This is a genomic window from Thermoleptolyngbya sichuanensis A183 (genome assembly GCF_013177315.1).
Classification (GTDB): domain Bacteria; phylum Cyanobacteriota; class Cyanobacteriia; order Elainellales; family Elainellaceae; genus Thermoleptolyngbya; species Thermoleptolyngbya sichuanensis.
Genome location: NZ_CP053661.1, coordinates 3,116,286 through 3,139,076, shown reverse-complemented (window position 1 = coordinate 3,139,076; position 22,791 = coordinate 3,116,286). Strand labels below are relative to the sequence as shown.

Sequence of the window (22,791 nt, the reverse complement as noted above, 5' to 3'; positions counted from 1 at the left end):
TATGGCTAAGCGCATCATCTACAACGAAAACGCACGTCGCGCTCTGGAAAAGGGCATCGATATTTTGGCAGAAGCCGTCGCAGTCACCCTCGGCCCCAAAGGTCGGAACGTGGTGCTAGAGAAGAAGTTTGGCGCACCCCAAATCGTCAACGACGGTGTGACCATTGCCAAGGAGATTGAGCTAGAAGACCATATCGAAAACACGGGCGTTTCTCTCATTCGTCAGGCTGCATCCAAGACCAACGATGCTGCGGGCGACGGAACGACCACTGCGACCGTGCTGGCCCATGCAATGGTGAAAGAAGGTCTGCGGAACGTGGCGGCGGGGGCCAATGCAATCTCGCTGAAGCGCGGTATCGACAAGGCTTCTGCGTTCCTGGTAGACAAGATTGCAGAACATGCTCGTCCGGTGGAAGACTCTAAGGCGATCGCCCAGGTTGGCTCTATCTCTGCGGGCAATGACGAAGAAGTTGGCGCGATGATTGCCGAAGCGATGGACAAAGTGGGTCGCGAAGGCGTGATCTCGCTGGAAGAAGGCAAGTCCATGACGACCGAACTGGAAGTCACCGAAGGGATGCGCTTCGACAAGGGCTATATCTCGCCATACTTTGCCACCGACACCGAGCGCATGGAGGCCATCCTGGATGAGCCGTTCATCCTGCTGACCGACAAGAAGATTACCCTGGTGCAGGATCTGGTGCCCGTGCTGGAGCAAGTAGCCCGCGCTGGTCGTCCGCTGCTGATCATTGCTGAGGACATCGAGAAAGAAGCCCTGGCAACGCTGGTGGTGAACCGTCTGCGGGGTGTGCTGAATGTGGCTGCGGTCAAGGCTCCTGGTTTTGGCGATCGCCGCAAGGCCATGCTGGAAGACATTGCCGTGCTGACGGGTGGCCAGGTGATCACCGAAGATGCGGGTCTGAAACTGGACAGCGTGAAGTTGGAAAGCCTGGGTAAGGCTCGCCGTGTCACCATTACCAAGGACACCACGACCATTGTCGCCGAGGGCAACGAGGCTCAGGTCAAGGCTCGCTGCGAACAAATCCGTCGTCAGATCGAAGAAACCGATTCTTCTTACGACAAAGAGAAACTGCAAGAGCGCCTAGCCAAGCTCTCTGGTGGCGTGGCTGTGGTCAAGGTCGGTGCCGCAACCGAAACCGAAATGAAGGATCGCAAGCTGCGTCTGGAAGATGCCATCAACGCAACCAAAGCTGCGGTAGAAGAAGGTATCGTTCCTGGGGGCGGCACTACGCTGGCTCACCTGGCTCCCCAATTGGAGGAGTGGGCTAAGAGCAACCTGACGGCGGAAGAGCTGACGGGTGCGCTGATTGTGGCTCGTGCCCTGTCTGCGCCGCTGAAGCGGATTGCCGAAAACGCAGGTCAGAACGGCGCGGTGATTGCTGAGCGTGTGAAGGAGAAGGACTTCAACGTGGGATACAATGCCGCTACGGACGAGTTCGTGGATATGTTCTCTGCGGGCATCGTCGACCCTGCGAAAGTGACCCGTTCTGCGCTGCAAAACGCCGCTTCGATCGCGGGCATGGTGCTGACGACCGAGTGCATCGTGGTTGACAAGCCCGAGCCCAAGGAAGCGGCTGGCGCTGGCGCTGGCGGCGGCATGGGCGGCGACTTCGACTACTAAGTTCGTTCAACGACTCAGTTCAACGGCTTAGTTCGACGAGTTAGTTGGAACATTCCCAGGCGCTACGCTGCTGGTGTAGCGCCTGGGAGCCGGACTCAGAGTTGGAGGTCAAGAACATTCAGCGAAAAGAGCGATCGTTCCAAGCGGGCGATCGCTCTTTTCTTAGTTTTCTTCTAGTTCTCCTTTAGTTCTCCTGCCATGCCCTATTCCCTTTAGTTTGGACTAATGGTGAAGAGGAAGGCAGTCAATGAGAAGCACCGACTGCCGTAAGGTCAATGAAGTACAACCAACATTGACCCCATGATTTTCAACGAACTTCAGCAATTTCGCCAAACGTTGTATGCCAGCTTGGGAAACGCCAGAGATGCCCTGTTTGATCTGATGGATGCCGTGTTAGTGAGTGCGTGCATCGTGTCGTTTGTGAGGCTATCGCAGAGTCCTGTCTTTCGTCGCCAGTGGTCGAGCACCTATGAAGCGTTGCGCGATAGCCGCCTACCCCGATCAAAGGTGCTGAAGCTGTTGGTGCAGCAGATACCGACTCAGCAGCAACCGTTGTTGGCAGGTGATGCGAGTCGGTGGAACCGTCCTGCTGCCAGGCGTTTGAAAGACCGCACCTTATCAGGCAGAACAGGACATGCCCCGATAGCCGGACAAAACTACAGTACCTTAGCCTGGATTGCTGAAGACAGGGGCAGTTGGGCATTACCATTGCGGCATGAGCGCATCACCAGCTTTGAAACACCCGCCAGTAAAGCGGCATTCCAACTCAAACAAGTGACTCGGCAGTTAGCGGTGCGTCCGTTGGCGATCTACGACCGAGGGTACGGCAATGCCAGTTTTGTCAACCAAACGGCAGGGATTGAGGCAGACTTGCTGCTGCGGGTTACATCCAATCGATGTGTCTATGGCGCGCCCCCAGCGTATCGAGGGCGAGGCGCACCTGCCAAGCATGGACATAAGATGAAACTCAATGACCCTGACACTTGGAGTGTCCCGGTCGAAACCGTTGAAGTCGATGATCCCAACTGGGGACGAGTGCGGGTCAGTCGTTGGAGTGCATACCATTTCCGCAAATCCCCCAAACGGGCAATGGAAGTGTTGCGCGTGGAGGTGCTGGAGACACAGAGCAGCACGCGACGCTTGGCTCCTTTGTGGTTAGTTTGGCTGGGTGAGCAGATGCCTCCGTTAGAAACCCTGTGGTTGCACTACCTCCGTCGCTTTGCCATTGAACACTGGTATCGCTTTGCCAAGCAGAGGCTATATTGGACACATCCCCAGTTCAGTTCTGTATCGGCAACCGAACAGTGGAGCAGCCTGATGCCGTTGCTCAGTTGGCAGTTGTGGTTAGCGCGAAAGGACTGTACTGACCACCCCTTGCCCTGGCAGGCACCGCAAGAAACGTTGACTCCGGGTCGGGTCGCACAAGCGTTTGCAGGCATTTTGGCAGCGATTGGCACCCCTGCTCCTGCGCCTAAACCTCGTGGTAAATCGCCAGGACGAGGCAAGGGGCACAAGCCAACTCCTCGTCCCTGCTATCCGATGGTCAAAAAACGAGCCTCGAAACGCAAGACATCCGAACAATCCCTGAACAGTCCGGTTGCAACAGCAGCTTAACTGCGAGCAGGATTGTATCCAATTCCTTAAGTTCAACTGTTATGAACGGTTGAGCAGATTCTTTATGGCATCCTGTTGAGCATTATTGTGATGCCAGTTAGTCCAAACTAAAGTGGGAATAATCGCCGCGCCAAAGCTGGCCGCACTGGTGGCAAAACTAATGCCGCCGGGGACGAGTTCCGCAGGCAACCGCCGGGGAACCAGCCAGATCGTCGCTGGAAAAATCGCCGCCAGCGCCAACCCAATCATCGGCAGGCTGAGCCACTGATCGGGCAATTGCCACCAGGCGAATAGCCCAATCAGCAACAGCGTCAGCGACAGGCTGATCATCCGCACGGCCCCCACCCGTCGCAAACAATAGTCCAAACCAAACCGCCCCACCGTTAGCCCCAGCCAGTAGGCCGCCACACCGTAGCCCGCGGCCATGGGGGACATGCTGCGCCCGACGGATTGCACGGTGTAGGCCCAATTGCCGATCGCCGCTTCCGTGCCCACGTAGACCAGCAGCAGTAGCCCCGTCAGCAGAACCGCCGGATGCCGCAGCGATCGCCCCAGATTTTGCGCCGCACTCGCTCCTTCGGAGGTGGCCACACCTCGAAGATGCATCGGCGGATAGCGAATCACCAACACCGCCAGCAGCGCCACAATCAGCAGCCCCACCACCCCCGTCAGCACGACATACACCTGTCGCCAGGTCATCCCCATCGCTAGCAGCGTCGTGGCGATCGCCGGGCCCGACAGCGCCCCCACGCCGTAAAACCCATGCAGCGTGCCGATCAGCGATGCGCCGCGTTCGTCCTGCACGATGTAGGTGTTTACGCCCGCGTCGATCAGCCCAATGCCCAGCCCCAGCAGCGTCCCGGCTGCCACCATCAGTCCCCACACGGGCGAGGTCGCATAAATCGCCAGCGCCAGCGTCAGCGTGCCCGCCGCCATCAGCAGCATCCGCGCCAGCCCCAGTCTGCTGCTGATCAGGCTGCTGGTAAACGCTGCAAAAATGTAGCCTGTAATCTGGCTGACGAATAGCAGCGTGACGCTGGCGGTTGTTAGGCTATATTCCTGCAAAATCGACGGCAGCAGCACCCCCAGCCCGCCCTCGGCAATGCCAATGGCAATGAAGGCATAGAAGGCGAGCGCCACCCCAATCCAGCGCGGAGATGGCTGAGAAGACAGTTGCGCCATGAGAGATCCTGAAACGAGGTCTATGCCTTGCTCTCGCGCATCTGGCGAACAAACTGCTCAAACAGATAATCGGCATCGTGGGGGCCGGGGCTGGCTTCGGGGTGATATTGCACCGAGAACATCGGCAGCGTCTTATGGCGCAGGCCAGCCACCGTGCGATCGTTCAGGTTCAGGTGGGTAATTTCTACCTCGGCATCGGGGAGCGACTCCTGGGCGATGGCAAAGCCGTGATTCTGGCTGGTAATTTCCACCTTTTGCCGCAAGCCCGCTGGCTGGTTTAGCCCGCGATGGCCAAACTTGAGCTTGAAGGACTCGCCGCCCATCGACAGACCGAGAATCTGGTGGCCCATGCAGATGCCAAAGACAGGCTTTTGGGCCTTGAGCAAGGCTTTGGTGGTTTCAATGCCGTCGGTGTTGGCGGCGGGGTCGCCCGGCCCGTTAGACAGGAAAATGCCGTCCGGGTTGTAGCTCAGGATGGTTTCGGGCGGCGTGTCGGCAGGCACAACAATCACCCGGCAGCCGTAGCTGGCCAGCCGCCGTAGAATATTGCGCTTTACGCCAAAGTCAATTGCGACCACGGTCAGCGGCTCTGGCGATTTTGCTACGCCTTCGCTAAATTCCCACTCTGGCGGGGTCGGCTCGCTCCATTCGTAAATTTCCCGCGTGGTCACGTCCTTGACCAGGTTTAGCCCGGCCATGCTGGGGGCTTCCTGCACCTGCATCAGCAATTCCGCCGGGTCGAGAATTTCGGTGGAGAGGCCGCCATTCATCGCGCCGACGGAGCGCAGCTTGCGGGTGAGGGCACGGGTGTCGATGCCGTAGATGCCCGGAATGTGGTGCTGCTTGAGGTAGTCTGGGAGGGATTGGGTGGAGCGCCAGTTGCTCGGACGGGGGCAGATATTGCGGGCGATCGCCCCCTTCACCTGAGGCCCCGCCGATTCCTCATCCTCCGGGTTCACCCCCGTATTGCCTAGTTCGGGATAGGTAAAGGTGACAATCTGCCCGCGATAGCTGGGATCAGTCAGGACTTCTTGATATCCCGTCATACCCGTGTTGAACACCACCTCGCCGATGCTGGTGCCCGCCGCGCCAAAGGAAAACCCGCGAAACACCGTGCCATCCGCCAACACCAGCAGCGCCGGGGGAGCCGTTACCAAACCCATATCCCTTCTCCCAAACAAGACCAAAATTCCAGCAAATCATACACCGGGATCATCGGTTTGTAATGGTCGTTGCCAAACTTGTTGGATTTGCTTGCTGGCCGGCTTGCTGGTCTGCATTAGGCTTTTGTGGGCGTGAGGCTGCGTCGGCAGGGCGAGTGTTCAGGTTTGCGCTGCGTCGTCGCGCTCTAGGCGCACTTCCACTTCCCGCTCCACATAGTCCCATTCCTTGCTAGCCCGCATCCGCACCAGCAGTTGATCAAACGCGGCAGTGTGTTCTGGTGCAAACTCAAACCAGGTGAGGAAGTCGAACGGTTCCCCTAGGTCGCGGCAGTGGAGCAGGCGACGGGCCACCCCCGGCAGATACTCCAGCCCGACGGCCGTATGGTGAGACTGTTCCTCAAAAATGGCACGGCGCTCGTCTTGCGCCATGTCCCACCACTGAGCCGATTTTTTAATGGGGATCAGCACAGCGGAGACGGCTTCTGCCCGGTTGAGGTCGGGCTGCACTGCACGGAGCGTATCTAGTTCATCCCGCTTGGCATAGCGGACATTGCTGGCAAAGCTGCGAAGCACCCAGGCGCTGTCGGGTGGCGGTGGGGCGATCGCCCCGTTTACAATATCAAGCCGCTTCACTGGGGCTAGGCCAGCCCCTGCGACTGGTCGAACCTCTTGCACCCGCCACAGTCCTCGCGTTCCGCCAACAAACGAGTATTGATTGCCCATAGAGTTTCCCTTTAGTTTGGACTAATGGTGAAGAGGAAGGCAGTCAATGAGAAGCACCGACTGCCGTAAGGTCAATGAAGTACAACCAACATTGACCCCATGATTTTCAACGAACTTCAGCAATTTCGCCAAACGTTGTATGCCAGCTTGGGAAACGCCAGAGATGCCCTGTTTGATCTGATGGATGCCGTGTTAGTGAGTGCGTGCATCGTGTCGTTTGTGAGGCTATCGCAGAGTCCTGTCTTTCGTCGCCAGTGGTCGAGCACCTATGAAGCGTTGCGCGATAGCCGCCTACCCCGATCAAAGGTGCTGAAGCTGTTGGTGCAGCAGATACCGACTCAGCAGCAACCGTTGTTGGCAGGTGATGCGAGTCGGTGGAACCGTCCTGCTGCCAGGCGTTTGAAAGACCGCACCTTATCAGGCAGAACAGGACATGCCCCGATAGCCGGACAAAACTACAGTACCTTAGCCTGGATTGCTGAAGACAGGGGCAGTTGGGCATTACCATTGCGGCATGAGCGCATCACCAGCTTTGAAACACCCGCCAGTAAAGCGGCATTCCAACTCAAACAAGTGACTCGGCAGTTAGCGGTGCGTCCGTTGGCGATCTACGACCGAGGGTACGGCAATGCCAGTTTTGTCAACCAAACGGCAGGGATTGAGGCAGACTTGCTGCTGCGGGTTACATCCAATCGATGTGTCTATGGCGCGCCCCCAGCGTATCGAGGGCGAGGCGCACCTGCCAAGCATGGACATAAGATGAAACTCAATGACCCTGACACTTGGAGTGTCCCGGTCGAAACCGTTGAAGTCGATGATCCCAACTGGGGACGAGTGCGGGTCAGTCGTTGGAGTGCATACCATTTCCGCAAATCCCCCAAACGGGCAATGGAAGTGTTGCGCGTGGAGGTGCTGGAGACACAGAGCAGCACGCGACGCTTGGCTCCTTTGTGGTTAGTTTGGCTGGGTGAGCAGATGCCTCCGTTAGAAACCCTGTGGTTGCACTACCTCTGTCGCTTTGCCATTGAACACTGGTATCGCTTTGCCAAGCAGAGGCTATATTGGACACATCCCCAGTTCAGTTCTGTATCGGCAACCGAACAGTGGAGCAGCCTGATGCCGTTGCTCAGTTGGCAGTTGTGGTTAGCGCGAAAGGACTGTACTGACCACCCCTTGCCCTGGCAGGCACCGCAAGAAACGTTGACTCCGGGTCGGGTCGCACAAGCGTTTGCAGGCATTTTGGCAGCGATTGGCACCCCTGCTCCTGCGCCTAAACCTCGTGGTAAATCGCCAGGACGAGGCAAGGGGCACAAGCCAACTCCTCGTCCCTGCTATCCGATGGTCAAAAAACGAGCCTCGAAACGCAAGACATCCGAACAATCCCTGAACAGTCCGGTTGCAACAGCAGCTTAACTGCGAGCAGGATTGTATCCAATTCCTTAAGTTCAACTGTTATGAACGGTTGAGCAGATTCTTTATGGCATCCTGTTGAGCATTATTGTGATGCCAGTTAGTCCAAACTAAAGCTTACAACACCTTCAGCAGATTTTTGCGATGGCGATGATAGCGGCTGGCGGCCAGGGCGATGCCCATAAAGCCCCACAGAATCATGCCCGACAGGCCCAGCATGACGCTGCTAAAAATAAACTGAAAAAACACTGCCAGCGAAATGCCCCGTGCAGTGCTGGCAAACGGGTCGGAACGGGCAGCAGAATCTTTGAACAGGCTGACGAGCAGGAAGATCACTCCCCCCAAGTAGGGCAGCGCACCCGCCCAGCCCAGCGTGAAGAAAATGTCGAGAATGGCGCTGTCCAGCACAATCATTTCCAGCTTGCCGTTGCGCTCATTCACAATCCACGTACTGCCCATGCCGCGCCCCAGTCCCCGCGTAATGGCCACGTTGAAGTCGCGGTCGTGGTTGCGAGAGCGATCGCGAAAACTCTGGTCGCGGGCGAGGTTAGAAATCGACTCGACCCGTTCGCTAATCACCTCATCAAACGGCTCCATTGCCGTCAGCGGCGTGACGCACAGCACCAGCACCAAAATCGTGACCACCAGCCGCATTTGATACTTGGGCGTGGTAGAGGCAAAGGCCGCCAGCAGCCCCGCCACCCAGCCGCCCCAGGCCGAGCGCACCATGCTGAGCAGAATAGACAGGTAGCCGCTGACGGCTGCTGGAATACCCAATACGCTGCGCTCCGAAAACAGCAGCAGCAGCCCTGCCATCATCACCACCGCAAACGGACCGGGCGAGTGCATGGTGCTCCAGACGCGGATTTCAAACGGTTCGGGCTTGCCAAAGCTGACCAGCTTGGTGCGAATTAGCCAAAAACCGTCCCACGGCGGCGCAACCATGAATTGGTAGATGCCGTACAGCCCTGTGAGCAAGACACACCAGAGAAATACACGCTGGAAATTGCTGCGGTAGCTGGGATAGTCGCGCCAGTTTGCAAACAGATGAAAGCCAAACAGAATTGGGCAAATCCAGTCTAGGAAAGAGCGAACCACGGCAAGCGGCGGATTATCGAGAATGAGTCCGATCAAAAAGGCATAGACTACACTCGCCATTGCCAGCACAAAGGGCAGTCCGCCAATTTTCGACGTGCGGGGCAGATAGCGCACCAGCGTTAGCACGCTGACAAACGTGACCAGATAGGGCGCAAGCAGAATCACGCCCTTTTCATCCCAAAAGCTGTTGTAGTCGCTGACGCGCCGCAGCAGCGGTGTGAGAAACCAGACCCACCAGGCAAACCCAACGTAGAGCAGCGGATAGCGGAAGTAGAGCAACACCGCCACCAGCAGCGCCGAGGCCGGAAAAAACAGCCGCACCAGGCTCCCTGCCCCTACCAGGGCCCCCAGCGTGGCAATGCCAAACACCCCGGCGATCGCAATCCATCCGGGTAAGGACTGACTGGCACTCGGCTGCGGACTCGAAATGACTTCCATAGGCAAAACGCAGGCAAAACGTTGGCAAAACGCAGGCAAAACGGCAGGCGGCTCACGCACCCTCACACACAGAAGACATACTCAGTCAACCCATCCAACCACCCAACCCCCAATCCAAAATCCACAATCCCCAATCCAAAATCCTTCTCTACCCTCCCATCTCCAACTCCTGCCCCCCAACCCCCGTTCCCAGACCCCGCTTTCGGCTTTTCCACCAGGTCTGAACGCCCTGCCAGCGCCCCTGCATGGCCGCCGCCCACTGACGCATGGCTAAATCGCGCTGTTGCGGAAAATAGCGCACCAACTGGGCCAGCCCAAAGGCATCCCGATGCCCCAGTAGCACGGCGTAGAGCAAGAATATCCCTCTTTGCACAGGTGGCAAGTGTTCCAGCAGCGCCAGGGTTTCGTTGTGGACGGCGTTTTGGCGGGCGATCGCGCTGAACTGGTGGCGCTGGTCTTCGTCATGCCGGGGGGCGGGGTAGTGATTGACCAGGACTGCGGGATCGTAGACCAGTCGCCAGCCGTCGCGCCGCAGCGCCAGACTAAAGGCCAGTTCAAAGTGAACCTGGGCCCCAGAGCCGCGCATCCGGGTGTCGAATCGTCGGTGGGCGATCGCCGTTCGTCGGAAGCTCATGTTCACGCCTTTGAGAATATCGACCTCTCGCGCCGCGCCCATGCACAGGTGATGGTTGCCGATGGGCCGACCAAACCATTGCAGCTTGCCCACGGTGCAGGGCCGGCCGGTCAGAGATTCGGGCAAGTGCTGGATGCGATCGCGCCCGCCCAGTCCGCCCAAGTGGGGATCGGCCAGGAAATGCTGCTCGATGCGCTGTAGCCAGTCCGGGTGGGGCGCAGCGTCGTCGTCTGTAAAGCAAACCACATCGCCCTGGGCAGCGTCCAAGCCCCGATTCATCGCCGCTACTACTCCCGGCAGAGCCACGCTCAGCGTTCGCAAATTGGGCTGCAAGTTTCGCAAGGGGAAACTCTTCTCAGACGCTAGAAAACTCCAGGTGTCGCAATCCGTCTCGCGCACCACCACGATCACCTCATCGGGCGATCGCACTTGCTCAGCCAGGGCCGCCAGACAGCGCCGCAGGTCGTCAGCGCGGCAGTAGGTGGGAATGATGACGGTAAGTTTCATGGTTGGCAGTTTGGGGATGATCAGCAGCGGCAGGGCAGCACAGCGCGTCAAACAAGTCCAAATATTGCTGCGCCATTGCGCTCCAGGTGTGGGCTTCGGCGCGGCGACGGGCCGCCTGGCCCAGTTGCGATCGCCGCGTGGAGTCGGCAATCAGCGCGTTCAGCGTTTGGGCCAGATGCTCCACGTCGTTGGGGTCGGGCAGCACCACGCCGCAGTCGGGGGTGACGATTTCTGCGCCGCCCGTGGTTGCCGCAGTCACCACTGGCAGTCCGGTGGCCATGGCTTCTAGCAGCACGAGCGAACAGGCTTCGTATCGGGATGGAAAAATGAACAGGTCGGCGGCTTGCATCAGATCCTTGAGGTCGCGGCGATAACCCAAAAAATGAACGCGATCGCCCACCCCCAAATCCTGTGCCAAGCGGGGATAGGGGCTGCCCTGCAGATCGCCCGCCACTGCCAGATGCAGCCCAGCCACCTGAGCTAGGGCGCGAAGCACAGTGTCTAGGTTTTTGCGCGGCGTTTTGATATCTCCTGCAAATAGGCCCATCGGCACGTTCCCCGGCAGTCCCCAGCGATCGCGCTCCACAGAACCCGGCACAAACTCTGTGGCATCCACTCCGTTTAGCACGACTCGAATCTTCGACGCAGGCACTCCTAGCCTCAGCAGCCCCTGCTTGACCTGCTGAGAAACCGCCACCAAAACCGTCGCCTGTTGAAATGCCTGTTTTTCCCAATGGGCATTCAGGAGGGTGTAGAGCCGCTGATACAGACCCCGCAGTCCAGGAGGGTGATTGGCGGACGATTCCCGCAGGGATTGCTTCGCGAATCGCAGCCAGTCATGGTGGACAAAATGCACCGCGTTGACCCCTGCCGGAAAATCGGTAATCGCGCCGTTGAGCTTAATCACATCGAACTCGACCGCGTGCTTTGTCAGCCAGCGCCGACTGTGCCAGGAAAACACCAAGTTTCTTAGCAACTCGGTCGGCAGCCCCTCGGACGGAATTGCCACCCAAGTCACCCCCGGATGCGGCACCAAGTCTGGCGCAACCTCGCTGGCCAGCAGCGTTACCGAATGCCCTACTGCCAGCGCGTGCTGCACAATGGCGTAGTTGACGCGCCCCTGCCCGTCTCCTGGAACCACCCGATGCGTCACAATGCAAAGTTTCACTCGCGCTGCCTCCAGCTATGCTAAAGCGGCAAATATCGGTGTTTGATGCAGCCATAGAGTTCGCCGCCGCGCCAGCAGCCTTCCATCAGCACCTTGCACAACGAAGCGCGATCGCGCAGCGAGGCAATCAGGCGAACCGGAAACAGCGCCACCGTTTTGACGATCGACTTCCAACTCAAGATTTGCGGCATTCCCTTGTTTCGATGCTTCTGATAAAGGAATGGTTCTGTATATCCAAACTTGAAGGCTCGGCGACAGACGCTCCGAATGCTGCCGCGCAGCCGAAAGTGAACGATCGCATCAGGTGCATAGCTCAGTTTGAATCCAGCCTGCTGCACGCGCCAGGAATAGTCCACATCCTGAAGCCGCAACAGCGTTTCATCAAATCCATGAACCGCATCATGAACAGCATGACGAATTCCTAAATTACACCCGCTGGCAAATTTTAGGTATCCCGACTCAAACAGCTTCAATCCATTTTCGTAGCTATAAGCCCGTACTAGCCAGGGTTCGTTGAGCCGCCAATATTCCATATACCCGCCGACCAGATCGGCTTTCTCCAGGGCAGCAGCCATCGCAGCAACCCAGCCTGCGCCCACCTCATCATCTCCATCACAAAACAGCAGAAACTCGCCCCGTGCTGCTGCCGCCGCCACGTTGCGGGCATGGGCGCTGCCACCAACCCTAGAGGCATCTACCACACGCAGATTGGGGAGGCGATCGCCAAACTGCTCTGCAATAGCCACAGTGTCGTCTGTAGACCCATTATCTGCCACGATGACTTCCCACGGCTCTGCGTACTGTTGGGCTGCCAAAGCCGCCAGTTGGGTGGCAAGAGTAGACGCATTGTTTAGGCAGGGAATGATCACGCTAACTTTCATGGGCTGGAATTCGCGAATGGGGTAGATGCTAAAAGTGAATTAGTCAGAATGGGCAAAAAAGTTGGACTCACAAGGCGCTAACGAGCGGTGTTCTTAAACGCGTCTTGAATGCTCTGAGAGATGCGGATCGACTCGACTCGATTGAGACTCAAAAAGTGATCTGAATCGTCTTCGTGCGATCGCTCCATCAGCACCAGCGAACACAGCAAGCTCAGCATCAGCGCAACCAAGGTTCTCATATTAAACAGCCGACCCCTGAGCGACTGAAATAGATGAACTCGGGCTTCAGACGGACGATTCGCCAACAGCAGCCCAATGCCCAAGGTTGTTTGGGCGTGCAGCAAAATCTTCTTGAAATGAGGTCTAAATGGACGCAGGTTGCTGTCTTGAAGAAAGCGCTGATAGCAAAAGATTTCTACTTTAGCTTTAGAAATTTTGGCTAGCCCATCTCGTCGGCCGCTCAAAAAGGTATCCGTGTTTGGATGTTCTCGATGGTAAACCAGCTTGTCGGCAAGGTAATATGCAGCCTGCCCATCTTTGCAGCACAGATAGGTAATGTAGAGGTCGTGCATCCTATCCACTTCCGATGGAATATTCGCCCAGTCGATTGACACTCTCCGAATCACAGCGCCCGCAACGCTGGGGACAGATTTGTGAACCAGACCAACCTCGACAAAGGGTTGGTAGAGTCCGCTCTGGAGGCGATCGCGCCGATAGGCTCGCGTCATCCTGCGCGTGGCAAAGGCGCTGATTTTTCCCGTCTCGTCGATGATGAACTGATCGCAGAAAGCAATCGTTGCTTCGGGGTATTGTTCCAATAGCGGAACCAGCCTCTCTAAAAAGCGATCGCTCCAGAGGTCATCATCATGCAAGAAGGCTAGATACTTGCCCCGCGCCATTTTGACAGCATTTATCGCGTTGGCAAAAAGTCCCAAGTTCTTCTCATTTCGCCAAAAACGAATTCGGGAATCATCAAAGGATTCAATGATCGCCTTCGGATCTTTGGGGCTGCAATTATCGGAAACAATAATTTCAATATTTTGATAGGTTTGCCGAACTGCACTTTGAAGCGCCGCCCGCAGAAAAGTCGGACGATTATAGGTCGGAATAATAACGCTCACGAGTGCAGTTTGATGATTCATCGGCTTACGCTTTAATCGGTTTCTTTAAGTTCCTTGTCTCTGCTTGTCCATGCCCCTGAATTTTATTAACAGCGGTTTCAAAGCCCTTTTCAAAATTCTTTTCAAAGCCGTGACCTGAACCCGTCTCAACCTTAGGATGCCTGCTGAATTTGGTAGTATTTCCAGAAGCGATCGCGCCGATCAATTAATTCTCGGTAGCCGCCTTGCTCGACAATTCTTCCCTGCTCTAGCACCACAATTTTGTCGGCTCCTGAAATTGTAGAGAGTCGATGGGCGATCGCCAGCACGGTTCGCCCTACCGAGAGTTTTTCGAGCGCTTCCTGAATCAGTCTTTCAGACACCGAATCCAGAGCGCTGGTAGCCTCGTCCAAAATCAGGATTTCTGGATTTCGTAACAACGCACGGGCGATCGCAATTCGCTGGCGCTGCCCACCCGATAGCCGAATGCCGCGATCGCCCAGCGTTGTTTCAAACCCCTCCGGCATTTCTAGAATAAACTCCAGCGCGTTTGCCAACCGTGCGGCTTCATACACTTCGCTATCGGTGGCCTGTTCAGAGCCGTAGGCAATATTGCTGCGAACAGACGCATTAAAAATGAACGTATCCTGACTCACAATCGCCAACCGATGGCGAACGGAATCGATCTCGAACTCTCGTAAATCAATCCCATCTAAAAGCACCCGCCCAGCGGTTGGGTCATAGAAGCGAGAAATCAAATCTGCCAGCGTAGATTTGCCAGAACCCGATGCCCCAACCAGGGCCGTGGTTTTGCCTTTTTCGATGCAAAGATTAATATCTTTTAACACCAGATGATCGGGGTCATAGCCGAAATCAACAGCTACAAACTCAATCCCATGAAACAATCCAGGAAAACTGCGCGTACCGTCTTCAAAAAATTGCTTGCCTTCATCGCTCAAGAGCCGCTTGATATTTTCTACAGACCCCATCATGGTGCTGAGGTGAGAAAACACACCCAGCAAGTCCTGGCTGTAGGGAACCATGCGAAACAGAATAAATAAGAACGTCAGCAAGGACGCAACGGGCATGATGCGATTGGTGAGCGCGAGGATAATCATGCCCACCAGCACAAAGGTCGCCGAAGCCTCTGCCAGCGGACGCACCAGGCAGGACAGGCGATAGACCGTTTTCCATTCTTGAACCAGTCCTGTGCTGGCCTGATAAAACCGCCGCCGTTCAAAATCTTGTGCAGAAAAGGCCTGTACAGTGCGGATTCCGTTGATGAATTCGATGGCGATGGAAGTCAGTCGTCCGCTGGCTTGAGAGGTTCTGGTACTTCGCCGCCGTACCCGTTTGTTCAGCTTAGAAAATCCGAAGGCCAGTCCACCAAAGAGGAGAATCGAAATGAGTGAAAGCTGCCAGGATAGTAAGAGAATGGCGATCGCGTACACCAGCAGCGTAAAGGCACGGGTCATCAGAAATGACATTGCCCCAAAAGCATTTCTGATCCGCTCCATTTCGCTGGTTAACACATCGACCAGTTCCCCCGATCGAGTCTGAGAAAAATAGCTGAGACGCTGCGATTGAAGCTGCTCAAACACGCGCTTGCGGAGTCGATCGATGAGGGTGACTTCACTCGTCAGCGTGTAATATTGCGCCAGATAATTAAACACGGCCCGGATGCAGGTCGCCGCCACAATCAGTCCAGACACGCGATAGATCCGCTGGGTAACTGGGGCGTTAACCCCTAATACCCAAACATCAAACCATTCAATTCCAGTCTGGACAGGCGGTGCATCCGGTGAGGTAAGACTTTGCAGAAACGCCAGCAAAAACCCCAGCCCAAACCCTTCTGTAATAGATGCCAAAAGGGCAAAGCAAACTGCGGCGATCGCCAGCCAGCGAAAGCTTTTGAACTCCCTCAAGATCAAGTGGTTTTCTTGCCAAAACCGAGTTGCTCTTAGGGGCTTGCGAACCAGTTGAAGCAGTTTGAAAAACATGGGCGTAGCAACAAAACAGCTTAGTTATCCCGGATCTCTACGCAGTCTTTATAAAGCTCCTTAACCTCCTTTGCTAGGCGGCATCTCGTCCTGCGGATTCGGCAGTTTCGCGGTTAGAAACGGACTCGGCAAACAGGGCCCCCAGTCCCGACGGGCGACCGTAGGCCACCTGAGCGCCCTTTACATCGTTGGCAATCATTCCAATCACATTCAAGCCATTGAGCGCCGTGGCTGCCTGAATCAGGCTAGACTGGGAGACGCTGTCGAGACGAGCGACGACGGCAACGCCTTCGCAAAGCGAGGCGGTTTGAATCGCATCCACCACGCCCAGCACAGCGCAGGAATCCAGAATCACTAGGTCATAGTCTTTTTCAAACGCTCTAATCCAGTCCCGCAGTTCGTCGGAACTGAGCAGGCGCACCGGATCGCTGGACAGCGGCCCCGCCGTCAGCACATCAGTATTTGCGCCGATGCTGTGCAGTAGGGGCTGCCGATCTTCTCCGCTGAGCAGGGTGGAGAGTCCCTGACGGTTGGGCAGGTTGAGCTGGTGGTGCAAGCTGGGCGATCGCAGGTTGGCATCAATCAGCAGCACCCGCTGATGCAGTCGTGCCGCACTCAGGGCCAGCCCAATCGACACCAGCGTTTTGCCTTCATTCGCCAAAGCAGACGTAATAGCGAGCGATCGCAGGGCCGACACCGGACTGCTGCGCCGCAGGCTCTTGTAGACCAGATCCATCGACTCTCGAAACAGCGGCCACTGGGCGGCTTGCAGCATGGGCAACGCAGCGGGCGATCGCCCAGACAGCGGCAACTGACCCCCCAGCGGCCAGCGCTGACCGACAATGCTGCGCGGCAGCCTTGGCACCATGCCCAGCGGCGGCAGAGCGACCGTTTCTGTCAGCTTTTCGGGCGAGTGGATGACATCATCCATCGACTCGCGCAAGAACACCGCCATTGCGCCCAAAAACAGCCCCAGCACCGTTCCCAGCAGCAGATCGGTCAGCACTCGTGGCCCCGTTTTGATGCCCTGTTCTGGCGCTTCCACCACCTGCCAGTTATAGCCACCGCGCCCAATTTCAATGGCCAACTCTTGACGCGCTTTCAAAAGCTGCTGGAGAGTTTCGCGCTTGGTAGTGATGTCGGGCTGGAGGCGGTTGTATTCGGCAATCAGTTGCGGAAACTGGTTTAGCTCGTTACGAAGCTGGGCTTCGGCCTGGGCCAGACTTTGATCGCGAGCCTGCAAGCCCACCAGGTTGGTCTGCGTGGCCACCAACTGCCCAGCCAGCCCCATTTCCACCTCGCCCATCTGAGCTTCGGTATAGAGTTTGTCTTCAGAAAGCTCAGCGCGATCGCCCAGGATGCGTCTAGCCTCTTGCTGGAGCAGCGCCCGCTCTCGGTCAAGCTGCTGCGTTAGGCTGCGGACTGTAGGCGAGCGATCGGTATAGGTCACCAACTGCTCCGCCAGCGCCAGTTCAGTTTCTTGCAGCGAGGTCAGCAAGTTGCGAAATCGCTGCGACTGGCTCAGGCGCGACGCGACGATCGCCCCCTGGGGCGTGCGGGCAAGCTGCTGCTGGAGGTCACGAAACCGCATCTGACTATCCTGGAATTCGGCCTGGATGGCGCGGCGCTGTTCGGCGATCGCATTCAGCGCCTTCGCAAACTCCGTAGCCTGCTGCTCTGGGTCGATAATGCCCTGCCCTTCGCGGAAATCTTCGAGCGATCGCTCTGCATTCGCCACCTCCTCCCGCACTGTAGGCAGTTGCTCGTCAATAAACGACAGACCGTTGCTTAGGCGGAGCTTCTGCTGCTCCAAGTTATAGGCCAGGTAGACATTTTTCATCACCTCCAGCACCCGCTGCGACTTCAGCGGATCGCCGCTGGTATAGTCCACCTGGAGAATTTTCGTCTCAATCTTGTCCTCGGTTTCCAGCACGCGGCTCACCGCCAGACCCCGCTTCAAGTCCTCCAGCCCCAAGTCAGGATACTCAGAGCGCAACGCCTCCACCGCCCGCCCCAGCAGGATGGGACTTTGCATCAGGCGAATTTGCGTGGCGTAGTCAATTTCGACTGCGGCTGGAGCCGTGAACAGGGTCTCTGGCACAGCCCCCCGCAGATTCGCCTTCTGCTCGTAGTTCGACTCCACCAAAAGCTGCATCGAACTGCGATAGGTCGCGTCCTTGCGGGCTGACAGCAAGGTTGAAACCGCCATCGTACTCAGCAGCACCCCCAGCAGCAACAGCCGCCGCCGCATCAGCGTGGCAAAAAGCTGCCCATAGCCGAGTTCCGAGTCGGCTGCTCCATTCAGTTTCGCCTCAAACATGATTCTTCATCCCGCATGAACTCAAAATCTGGAACTCCGGTAGTGACCTTTATGACGACCTTTCTGGCTGAGCTTAATCACTGAATCTAGACAAACGCCCTCAATGAACACTCTGGACGAATATTTTTGCAGCACACGCTGAAACAAAAGAACACCTTGAAACAAACCCCTTCAGCTAGGCTCATCTAGGCTCATCGAGCCAGACTCACCGAGCTAAACGCAACCGCTCGGCGATCGCACACCCCGTCGATAATTTCCCCAATCTTGTCAAAAAAGACCTTCTTGGTAAATCGACTCAGCGCGTGATCCCGAATCCTGGAATAATCCCACTGCATCCGCACCGCCTCTAGCAGCGTCGTCTCCAGCGAAGCAGCCGTCTGCTCTTGAAAGAATAACCCCGTCAGCCCTGGAATCTGCGTATCCAGCACGCCACCCGCGCCATAGGACACCACGGGCGTACCGCTGGCATTCGCCTCCACAGGCACCAGACCATAGTCTTCCAGCGCCGCCACCACCACCAGCTTCGCCCGCGCCAGCAGGCTAGCCCGCTCCTCATCGCTGACGTAGCCCAAGAACTGGATATTTCTGGCGCTCATGCTTTCCAGGCGCTTGCGATCCGGCCCCTCCCCCGACACCAGCAGCGGCCAGCCCAGCCTGCTAAACGCTTCCACGATGACATCCACCCGCTTGTAGCCCAGCAGCCGCGCCGAAGCCAGATAAAAGTCATCCTTTTTGTCCGAAAACTGAAACAGGCTGGCATCAATTGGATAATTCACCGTCACCGCCGGACGGTTGTAAAGCGCCTCAATTCGTCGAGCCACTGTGTTGGAATTGGCAATGTACAAATCTGGTTCCTGAGCATAGGCCAAGTCTGCCTTTCTCAGGATCTTAAACACCACATCGATAGCAGGATAAAACGTCTGAAAATCTCGATATTCGCGCAGATAGTTTTGCGTATCCCAAAGGAATCGAGGAACGTTATGACAAAAGCAAATGTGCTTTGCGTGGGCCCCTTTTCGCACGGCTTTTGCAAAACTGGTGCTGCTGCTCACGATCAGATCGTAATCTCGCAAATCGAGCGCTCGAAATGCTGGGTAATAAAACGGAGCCAGCAGCCTGAAATACTTCGAGGCATTGGGCATCGCCTGCAAAAGGGTGGTTCGCACTTCGCGATCGCCCAGTTCGATCGTGCGCTCCGGGTCATACAAAGACGTGTAAATATCTGCGTCTGGAAAATATCGGCATAGCAGTTCAAAAACCCGCTCTGCCCCGCCCCGCTGAGTTAGATAGTCGTGTACCAGCGCAACTTTCATGGTTAGAAACTCTGTATCTAGCTAGTTCAATATCCCAGCCATGAGCAAAACGGGAAGCATTTACATAACAGTCAAGGCATCGATAAAGCGCGGATTGTTCAACCCCAATCAGCAACCTGACCTGATTTCAATATTTTTTAAGTCGTCAAAGTTTTAGAGCACCCTTTAGATCACCATTTAGAACGCTATTGGAACCCCGATTTAGACCATTAAGGCCAACGTCATAGAACCAGCGCAGCAGGCTGTAGAACAGATGCACTTTCCAGCATTATTTCCAGCATCAATATCATTTGGTGCTAGAAGTTATGTAGACTAACCGGAACTCGCAAAAGTACGATGTCGTCGCCAACAAAGGTTCACATAATCTTCATATATAAGGGCAAGATCATGAATTTTTCATGAAGTTATCAAGAAGGCACGACTCTCTTCGGAGGTTCAAAGCCCTGAGGACAAACACTTTCAGCTTTTATCACTAGTTTTTATCTTCCGGTCTGAAGTTCATGTTTTTTTAACGGGAAACGACCGGGTATATCCGAATAATTACTGAGATCATCAGATACATCCTCAATGGCGATCGCCCCAATTTTCTAGTTTTGTACTAGTCCAATGCATAGCCCATGCAAAAGCGGCCAGGGAAAACCGTCTGCTCCCTAGCCGCTTTTTGGCACTGTTTTTTGACAGTGTTTTTGACAGTTATTCTGAGTTGCTAATCGCTACCGTTTCCTATTCAGAACATTAGGAAAAACCTGGCTATTGTCATCCGATACAGCATTTTTGGCAGCCAGAAATTCTCACATTCAAAAGTTCTCACCTTACAGTCATCACTCCCAGACAAAACATCTACAAAACCGGCTCGCAGTGAACAACCTTGCTAAGTTTAGAGCTAATTTGTAAAGGAGCCTGAAAGCCTTATTAATCAAGGATTTCCGAGAAACCGCTTTTCCTGGGCAAACATGACCTCAAAGCCACACATGCCAAGAGTTTCAGGCTTCTTAAGATTTGCTTCATAAATTAGCTCTTAGAATGGTCTCTCTAGGCAAAGTAATTGCCGACTGACAATACTCCTGCCTGGGCATCGCCCGCACTCAAGGCGATCGCTGTAACGTTGATCAGCAAATCACGACCAGCAGAAAAGCCCGCTTGATTATCGTTCACCGAAAGATAAGTACGGTTTCGCCATTCAAAGAAGACCGCTTGGTTTGCCAGGGGTCGCTGATTGCCTCGTCGGGCCAGGTTTTTGTCGAGGTATGCGGCTTGGACTGCTGCTTCGAGCGATCGCCCAGTTTTCACCCCGGCATTAAACAACCTGCGGGATCGCTGTTTGCGTCAACAGGCTGCTGGAACGAGTCTGTCAGCAAAGTTGCTGCCCCCGTCTAGTGCCTTTTCTGATTGCGTTGTTGCATTCCAAAAGAGTTTGTATGCACACCAGACTTCTGTTAAAATGAAGCTTCGGCATCTTGGAGAGATGGCTGAGTGGTCGAAAGCGGCAGATTGCTAATCTGTTGTACGGTTCGAAAGTCCGTACCGAGGGTTCGAATCCCTCTCTCTCCGTTCTAGATTTATGAACCTTGGGCATTGCTCAGAGAGGGCTGGGTCACGTCCTAGCGATCGAGCGCACTCAGCAGTTGAGCCGGTTGAAATTGCTGGAAGTGGGCGATCGCTTCTACCCGCTGAACGAAGCCTTAGCTATGTCTATTAAGCTTTTTTGCACTTTTCGTTACATTTGTTGACCGCATAAGCATTGGGCATCGTTCCGGGATAGTCTAGATCCGGCAACGGTGAAAACCGGATGCAGCATCAGTGCTGCGGATGTTTCGTCGATCATTTCCTTTACTTTTAGCAACTGTTCTTTTTCCATCATGGCAACGTCTCCCTCTCCCGAAGCGACTTCTCCGTCTCCCAGTTCCGTCTCTACGAACGCTGCGGTTAATGTAATGCCCCCTGCGGATTCGCGGGAGCGTGTCAGCACAGCGCTGAAGGCGCTGCAAGACAGCATCTGTCAGGGACTAGAGGCACTAGACGGCGAGGGCAAGTTTCAGGAAGATGGCTGGGTGCGCGAAGAGGGCGGCGGCGGGCGATCGCGCGTGCTGAAGGGCGGTCGTGTGTTTGAGCAGGGCGGTGTGAATTTCTCAGAAGTGTGGGGCAAGGATCTGCCCCCATCGATTTTGGTGCAGCGCCCAGAAGCGGCGGGGCACGGCTTCTATGCCACGGGCACGTCGATGGTGCTGCATCCCCGCAACCCCTACATTCCTACGGTTCACCTCAACTACCGCTACTTTGAGGCGGGCCCAGTGTGGTGGTTTGGCGGCGGCATTGACCTCACGCCCTACTATCCCACCCGCGAAGATGCCGCCCATTTCCACAAAACCATCAAAGCGGCGTGCGATCGCCATAACCCGCACTATTACCCCGCCTTTAAGCGCTGGTGCGACGAGTACTTCTACCTCAAGCATCGCGGTGAAACGCGCGGTGTGGGCGGCATTTTCTTCGACTATCAAGACACGCAGGGCATCCTCTATCCCATTTCCTATCCCGGCTCCCACAGCGACACCCCCGCAGCCGACTACAGCAAGCAGGTCGGCCCCGTGCAGGGACGCACCTGGGAAGACCTATTTGCCTTTGTGCAGGACTGTGGCAACGCCTTTTTGCCCGCCTATGTGCCCATCGCCGAACGGCATCAGCATGACGAGTATGGCGATCGCGAACGGAATTTCCAGCTTTATCGGCGCGGGCGCTACGTCGAATTCAACCTGGTCTACGACCGGGGCACGATTTTTGGACTACAAACCAACGGCCGCACCGAATCAATCCTCATGTCGCTGCCGCCGCTAGTGCGCTGGGAATATAACTACAAGCCGGAACCGGGCACACCCGAAGCAGAGCTATACGAGGTGTTTCTGAAGCCGCAGGACTGGGCTGAGTGGAACGGTTAGGGCATCAAAAGCTGAGCATCTCCGGGTCGTGGCTCTAGCGGCAGGGGCTGAGTGGAGCCACGACCAACGGGGGGCGCGTTCTGCTGGGGAGTTTCGGCGGACATGCTAGAGGGTGTCAACTGGGGCGGCGGATTTAGCACGCTGGGGTTAAAAAAGGCAACGAGCGTGTTCACCAATGCGTCGCGCTGGGCGCGGGTGAACTGGTTGACCACGGCGGTGTCTGCCTCTAGAGGATTGGTAGTGAGATTAATGGCCCCAGGATAGGAGCCGGGAACCATCGGCTCGTTGATGCCCAGGTAATCCGCGAGGGTCAACTTCCAGTCAAACCGGGAGATGGGCGATCGCCCTTTAATCAGCGTGTGGTATCGGATCATCCGGCTGAGGAAGGTATCTTCGGGATCGACGGCTCCCGTGCGCTGAGAGATGTAATTATTTTCGAGCGGTATCTCTGGCAGGCGGCGATAGATCTCCTCCGCCACGCGGCTGGGAATGGGAACGCCATACTGCTGGGCGATCGCCCGTTGTGCCCCCAGCGGCGAGTTGGCATAGCGGGTCTGGGTTGGCGCAATCAGCCCCATCGCCAGCAACATGCCTGCCGCAATCAGCAGTGCGGCAATTAACCGAGAGAGCAGCCGAATCCGGGTTTGTCGGCGTGAGCGCGATCGCAT

17 protein-coding genes and 1 tRNA gene are annotated in these 22,791 nt (G+C 56.0%); 5 read left to right on the top strand and 13 right to left on the bottom strand.

The genetic code is table 11. The features are described from left to right. Window position 1: 1 nt before the first annotated feature. Both groL and HPC62_RS13115 read left to right on the top strand, forming a co-directional pair. On the top strand, window positions 2–1,639 hold the full coding sequence (gene groL, locus HPC62_RS13120; RefSeq protein WP_172356365.1) for a chaperonin GroEL: 1,638 nt from the start codon (window positions 2–4) through the stop codon (window positions 1,637–1,639). Window positions 1,640–1,939: 300 nt separating this feature from the next. Next, window positions 1,940–3,253 (top strand): NF041680 family putative transposase, encoded by a 1,314-nt coding sequence (locus HPC62_RS13115; protein ID WP_172353244.1) that lies wholly within the window; start codon window positions 1,940–1,942, stop codon window positions 3,251–3,253. Window positions 3,254–3,292: 39 nt separating this feature from the next. On the opposite strand, the gene HPC62_RS13110 is transcribed toward HPC62_RS13115, so the two are convergent. The 3 genes from HPC62_RS13110 to HPC62_RS13100 all read right to left on the bottom strand — a co-directional run bounded on the left by HPC62_RS13110 (window position 3,293) and on the right by HPC62_RS13100 (window position 6,321). Next, window positions 3,293–4,435, bottom strand: coding sequence for an MFS transporter (locus tag HPC62_RS13110; RefSeq protein ID WP_172356363.1), 1,143 nt, complete (start codon window positions 4,433–4,435; stop codon window positions 3,293–3,295). 20 nt (window positions 4,436–4,455) lie between these two features. After that, on the bottom strand, window positions 4,456–5,598 hold the full coding sequence (gene carA / locus HPC62_RS13105) for a glutamine-hydrolyzing carbamoyl-phosphate synthase small subunit (RefSeq protein WP_172356361.1): 1,143 nt from the start codon (window positions 5,596–5,598) through the stop codon (window positions 4,456–4,458). A gap of 159 nt (window positions 5,599–5,757) precedes the next feature. Further along, window positions 5,758–6,321, bottom strand: coding sequence for a chlorite dismutase family protein (locus tag HPC62_RS13100; protein ID WP_172356351.1), 564 nt, complete (start codon window positions 6,319–6,321; stop codon window positions 5,758–5,760). Window positions 6,322–6,420: 99 nt separating this feature from the next. Here HPC62_RS13100 and HPC62_RS13095 point away from each other — a divergent pair, with 99 nt between their 5' ends. Continuing rightward, window positions 6,421–7,734, top strand: coding sequence for an NF041680 family putative transposase (locus tag HPC62_RS13095; RefSeq protein ID WP_172356349.1), 1,314 nt, complete (start codon window positions 6,421–6,423; stop codon window positions 7,732–7,734). A 114-nt stretch (window positions 7,735–7,848) separates the two neighbouring features. Here the strand turns inward: HPC62_RS13095 and HPC62_RS13090 are convergent, their stop codons facing one another. The 9 genes from HPC62_RS13090 to HPC62_RS13050 all read right to left on the bottom strand — a co-directional run bounded on the left by HPC62_RS13090 (window position 7,849) and on the right by HPC62_RS13050 (window position 20,495). Further along, the gene (locus HPC62_RS13090; protein ID WP_172356347.1) at window positions 7,849–9,267 is read right to left on the bottom strand and encodes an O-antigen ligase domain-containing protein; all 1,419 of its coding nucleotides are present in this window, start codon (window positions 9,265–9,267) and stop codon (window positions 7,849–7,851) included. A gap of 148 nt (window positions 9,268–9,415) precedes the next feature. Then, entirely contained in the window at window positions 9,416–10,408 is a 993-nt protein-coding gene (locus HPC62_RS13085; protein ID WP_172356344.1) for a glycosyltransferase family 2 protein, read from the bottom strand. Then, window positions 10,368–11,576, bottom strand: a complete 1,209-nt coding sequence (locus HPC62_RS13080) for a glycosyltransferase family 4 protein (protein WP_172356342.1) — start codon at window positions 11,574–11,576, stop codon at window positions 10,368–10,370. The genes HPC62_RS13085 and HPC62_RS13080 overlap by 41 nt, the downstream gene beginning before the upstream one ends. A 20-nt stretch (window positions 11,577–11,596) precedes the next feature. Next, the gene (locus HPC62_RS13075; protein WP_172356340.1) at window positions 11,597–12,457 is read right to left on the bottom strand and encodes a glycosyltransferase; all 861 of its coding nucleotides are present in this window, start codon (window positions 12,455–12,457) and stop codon (window positions 11,597–11,599) included. A gap of 77 nt (window positions 12,458–12,534) precedes the next feature. Beyond that, window positions 12,535–13,599, bottom strand: coding sequence for a glycosyltransferase family 2 protein (locus tag HPC62_RS13070; RefSeq protein ID WP_172356338.1), 1,065 nt, complete (start codon window positions 13,597–13,599; stop codon window positions 12,535–12,537). 131 nt (window positions 13,600–13,730) lie between these two features. After that, window positions 13,731–15,557: a heterocyst formation ABC transporter subunit HepA gene (gene hepA, locus HPC62_RS13065; protein ID WP_172356336.1), complete on the bottom strand. Its 1,827-nt coding sequence runs from the start codon at window positions 15,555–15,557 to the stop codon at window positions 13,731–13,733. A 73-nt stretch (window positions 15,558–15,630) separates the two neighbouring features. Beyond that, window positions 15,631–17,877 (bottom strand): GumC family protein, encoded by a 2,247-nt coding sequence (locus HPC62_RS13060; protein ID WP_172356335.1) that lies wholly within the window; start codon window positions 17,875–17,877, stop codon window positions 15,631–15,633. A gap of 191 nt (window positions 17,878–18,068) precedes the next feature. After that, window positions 18,069–19,190, bottom strand: a complete 1,122-nt coding sequence (locus tag HPC62_RS13055) for a glycosyltransferase (RefSeq protein WP_172356333.1) — start codon at window positions 19,188–19,190, stop codon at window positions 18,069–18,071. Window positions 19,191–20,222: 1,032 nt separating this feature from the next. Further along, window positions 20,223–20,495 carry a bluetail domain-containing putative surface protein gene (locus tag HPC62_RS13050; protein WP_172356309.1) on the bottom strand — a complete coding sequence of 91 codons (273 nt, stop codon included), beginning with the start codon at window positions 20,493–20,495 and terminating at the stop codon, window positions 20,223–20,225. Between the two features lie 154 nt (window positions 20,496–20,649). On the opposite strand from HPC62_RS13050, the gene HPC62_RS13045 reads away from it, so the two are divergent. Continuing rightward, window positions 20,650–20,741 (top strand) — tRNA-Ser (locus tag HPC62_RS13045). Between the two features lie 308 nt (window positions 20,742–21,049). Further along, window positions 21,050–22,123, top strand: a complete 1,074-nt coding sequence (gene hemF / locus HPC62_RS13040) for an oxygen-dependent coproporphyrinogen oxidase (protein ID WP_172356306.1) — start codon at window positions 21,050–21,052, stop codon at window positions 22,121–22,123. Here hemF and HPC62_RS13035 read toward each other — a convergent pair. After that, window positions 22,120–22,791 carry a hypothetical protein gene (locus tag HPC62_RS13035; RefSeq protein ID WP_172356304.1) on the bottom strand — a complete coding sequence of 224 codons (672 nt, stop codon included), beginning with the start codon at window positions 22,789–22,791 and terminating at the stop codon, window positions 22,120–22,122. The two genes, hemF and HPC62_RS13035, sit on opposite strands and share 4 nt — an antisense overlap.